Annotated in this window: 4 protein-coding genes; all 4 read right to left on the bottom strand. The window is 74.4% G+C overall.

What is annotated here, in order from left to right:
- Nucleotides 1-538, bottom strand: a 538-nt coding sequence (locus AW16_RS0116535) for a GNAT family N-acetyltransferase (RefSeq protein WP_051682041.1), incomplete at its 3' end; no start/stop codon positions are given.
- Nucleotides 535-1,707, bottom strand: a complete 1,173-nt coding sequence (locus AW16_RS0116530) for an LLM class flavin-dependent oxidoreductase (RefSeq protein ID WP_034649824.1) — start codon at nt 1,705-1,707, stop codon at nt 535-537. The genes AW16_RS0116530 and AW16_RS0116535, both read right to left, overlap by 4 nt.
- 11 nt (nt 1,708-1,718) lie before the next feature.
- Nucleotides 1,719-2,840 carry an N-methyl-L-tryptophan oxidase gene (gene solA, locus AW16_RS0116525; protein WP_029292209.1) on the bottom strand — a complete coding sequence of 374 codons (1,122 nt, stop codon included), beginning with the start codon at nt 2,838-2,840 and terminating at the stop codon, nt 1,719-1,721.
- Nucleotides 2,841-2,956: 116 nt separating this feature from the next.
- Nucleotides 2,957-3,961, bottom strand: a complete 1,005-nt coding sequence (locus AW16_RS0116520; RefSeq protein ID WP_029292207.1) for an ABC transporter substrate-binding protein — start codon at nt 3,959-3,961, stop codon at nt 2,957-2,959.
- Nucleotides 3,962-4,054 lie beyond the last annotated feature (93 nt).

Below are 4,054 nucleotides of genomic sequence, written 5' to 3'. Positions count from 1 at the left end.
CGGGGGAGTGGACGCCGGCGGGCACAGTGGTGGGGAGGGCCGGCACGTCGAGGCCGAACGCGAGCAACGTCCCGCCGTCGACGACCCGGTCCTCGCGGTCCGGGAGCCGGGCGAACCCGAGCCGCTCGTACAGCCGGTGCGCCGTCGTCATCCGCGGGCCCGAGTTCATGACGACCCGCTGCGCACCGCGCTCGCGCGCGAGCTCGACGACGTGCAGCGTGAGGAGCGCGCCGACGCCGCGCCGCCGGGCCGAGGGGTGGACCGCGAGCAGGCGGAAGTCGAGCTCGTCGTCGCGTGCCAGCGGCGACAGCCGACCGCCCGGTCGGGGCGTGGCGACCGTGCCGAGCAGCTCGCCCGTCGTCCGGTCGGCCGCGACCCACACCTGGTGCTCGCGGGCCCGGGTCGCGACGTCGGCGATGTTCGACCGGTACTCCTCGCTCACCGGGCCGTCTGTCGTGTACGCGGCGACCGAGAGCGCCGCGACCGCGTCGTGCTCGTGCGGGTGGACGAGCCGGACGACGACGTCCGGCCGGCTCATCGAGCGGCGCCGACGAGCTCCGGCGAGGCCTCGTCGGCCCCGAGCCACGCGCCCGCCAGCAGCTCGTACGAGCGCAGCGTGTCCGCCGGGTCGTGGGTCTGCGTCGTGACGAGCAGCTCGTCGGCGCCGGTGACGCGCTGCAGCGTCTCGAGCCGTTCGACGACGGTCGTCGGGCTGCCGACGACGCGCGTGTCGACCCGGTCCCGCAGCAGGGCCTGGTCGTCGGGCGACAGCTGGTCCCACGGAGTCGTCGACCCCGGCCGCGGGTACGTCCGGGCACCGCCCCCCTTGCGGATCGACCACACCCAGGCGGCGAACCCGTCGGCGAGGTGCTGCGCCTGCGCGTCGGTGTCCGCGGCGAGGACGTCGACGGACACGACGAGGTACGGCTCGGCCAGCACCCCGGGGCGGAAGGCCTCGCGGTAGGACGCGATCGTCTCGAGCACCGTCGACGGGCTCACGTGGAAGTTCGCCGCGAGGGGGAGCCCGAGCTCACCGGCGACGCGGGCGCTCTCACCACCGCTGCTCGCGAGGACCCACAGGTCGAGGTCGGCGTGCTGCACGGGCGGGCTGACGAACGCGCGACCGTCGTCGACGAGCTCGCCCGCTCGCAGCGCGAGGACGGTCTCCAGCTCGGTCCGGAACGGGCCCGGCGCGCGACCCGTCGCGAGCACGCGTGCCTGCGCGAGGAAGCGTTCGCGCAGCTCGGGGTCGCCGAAGTCGAACGGCGGGCTCGCCGGCACGTGCAGGCCGTCGACGTCGCGCGCCGGCGTGGCGGTGCCGCGCCGCGGGGACGCGCCCTCGGGCGGCGGCGTGAACGCCCGACCCAGGCCGAGGTCCACGCGTCCGGGGTGAGCGGCGGCGACGGCGCCGAACTGCTCGGCGGCGACGAGCGGGCTCGTCGTGCTGAGCAGCACGGCGCCCGAGCCCACCTTGATGCGCCTCGTCCTTGCGGCCGCGAGCGCGGCGAGCACGGCGGGCGAGGACGAGGCGACCCCGGGGGCGAGGTGGTGCTCGGCGAACCAGATGCGGCGGTAGCCGAGGTCGTCGGCGGCGACGGCGAGGTCCAGGCTCGCGCGGATCGCGTCCGCGCCGCTGCGGCCGTCGCCGACGACGGCGAGGTCGAGGATCGACAGCGGGACCCGGGAGAGCGGGGGCGGCGTGGTCATGGTGGCTCCTGTCAGGCGGCGGTGCGCGCTCGGTGCAGCGCGAAGCGGGGGCTGGTACGGGTCGCCTCGTCGGTCGCGAGGTCGGCGAGCAGTCGCCCGACGGCGGGCGCGAACTTGAAGCCGTGCCCGGAGAAGCCGGCGGCGACGACCACGCGGCCGGTCCGGTCGAGCACGAAGTCGTGGTCGGGCGTGCTGGTGTAGGTGCACGAGATCGGCTCGAGCCGGTCGGGGTCCGCACCGGGGAGCCACTGCTCGACGTAGTCGCGCAGCCGCGCGAGCTGCTCGGGCTCGGGTCGGAAGGTCCGGCGGTCGGGGTCGGTGACGGGTCCGACGGCGTGGAAGCCGACCTTCACGCCCTCGGGGGCGAGCAGGCCGTACGTGCCGCTGGGCCACGGGTGCGGCGAGGCGGGCTGGTGCGTGAACGCGGGCCAGCTCGCGGCGAAGCCGTCGCGCAGCGCGGCGTGGACGGGCTGCTCCTGCGTCACGACGAGCGGGGGCAGCGTGATCGACGGGTCCAGGACGCGGGACGTCCAGGCACCCGCGGCGACCACGACGGTCCGCGCGCGCACGACGCCGGAGTCGGTGTCGACGAGCACGTGGTCGCCCCGGTCGCGCACCACGTGCACGGGCGACGAGTGCCGGACGACGGCTCCGTGCGCCACCGCCGCGCGCTGGAACGCGTCGACGCTGCGATCGGCGTCGAGGCGGCCCGCCGTGGCGATCTCGTGCAGCACGTCGCCCTCGAACCGCAGGCCCGGCCAGCGCTCGTGCGCCTCGTCGGCCCCGAGCCACTCGTGCGGCACGTACCGCGCCTCGAACGCGGCGGCGATCGCGGACAGGTCCGTGCGCCCGGCACCGTGGCTGACGGCACCCGTGATCGTCAGCAGGTCGGACGACGTCTCGTCCTCGAGCCGGCGCCACAGCCGCAGCGCCTCCTGCGCGAGGTCGAGGTAGTCGTCCGACGCGTACGTGGTGCGGTAGATGCGCGACGAGCCGTGCGACGCCCCGTTCGCATGCCCGGGGGCGAACCGCTCGAGCAGCAGCACGTCGCGGCCACGGGCCGCGAGCCGCCAGGCGGCGGCCGAGCCCATCACGCCGCCTCCGACTACCACGTGGTCGACGGTCGTCGTCATGTCGCTCCTCTCGTCGTGCTGCCCCGTCTCGGTTCCGAATCGGGGACGTGCTGCGCCGCGCCCGTCGGCACGCGCCCCCGCACCCCCGTGCGGGCGCGGCGCAGCAGCTCAGGGGGTCAGGACTGCTTCGGCAGCCCGGGCGGGTTGGTCTCGGACTTCTCGATCGACTCGGCCGTCAGGCCCCAGCGCTCGAGGACCTTGGCGTAGGACCCGTCGTCGAACGCGTGGTTGAGGGCTGCGGTGACCGCGGGGGCCAGCTCGCTGCCCTTCTTGGTGCCGACGGCGATCTGCGCCTTGTCCGGCCAGCCGCCGTTCAGGGTCCCGATGACCTTGAACGTGTCGGGGTCGACGGCCGCCTTGTACGCGGCCGTCGCGTTGGGGCCGAACGACGCGTCGATGCGGCCGGACTGCAGCGCGAGGATGGTGTCGGCGTCGTTCTGGTAGTACTCGATCTTGACCGGCTTGAGCCCCGCGGCCTGGTTCTGCTTGTCCCAGGCGAGCAGGATCTTCTCCTGGTTGGTGCCGGAGCCGACGGCGACCGTGAGGCCGGCGACGTCCGCCGGCTCGGTGATCTTCGCCGGGACGTTCGTGTTCTTCGTCGTGACGAGCCAGCCCAGCTGGTCGTTGCGGTAGGACGAGAAGTCGATCGTCTCCTTGCGCTCCTCGGTCACCGTCACGTTCGAGATGACCGCGTCGACCTTGCCGGAGGACAGCGCGAGCGGCCAGTCCTCCCACGCGGTGACCTGCAGGACCAGCTTCTTGCCGAGCGCGTCCGCGACGAGCTGCGCGATGTCGGGCTCGTTGCCGATGGGCGTCTTCTCGTCGTCGGCCAGGAACGCCAGCGGCGCGGTGTAGGCGCTGACCGCGACCGTGAACGTGTCCTTGTCCTTGGCCGCCGCCGGCAGGAGCGCGATCGCGGCGTCGTCCTTCGTGGTGTGGATGCGGTCCTGGTTCGCCGTGGTGTTGACCTCGAGGCCGGCCTTCTTGGCGGCGGCCTGCAGATCGGTGTCGGAGTCGCCGTCGGCCGAGGCGGACGAGCAGGCCGCGAGCCCCGCGAGCAGCGGGAGGACGGCGGCAGCGGCGAGCAGCCTGCTGCGACGGCGGTCGGTCGTGCGGAGCATGAGAGTGCCTTTCGGTGGGTGTGCGAGTGGTCCGGCGGGGGGCCGGGTGGGTCACAGGACCTTGTCGAGGAACGCTCGGGTCCTGGGGTGGGT

Origin of the sequence: Cellulomonas sp. HZM, from assembly GCF_000708885.1 — a bacterium.
GTDB lineage: Bacteria > Actinomycetota > Actinomycetes > Actinomycetales > Cellulomonadaceae > Cellulomonas.
This window is presented reverse-complemented; position numbering and strand designations above follow the sequence as displayed.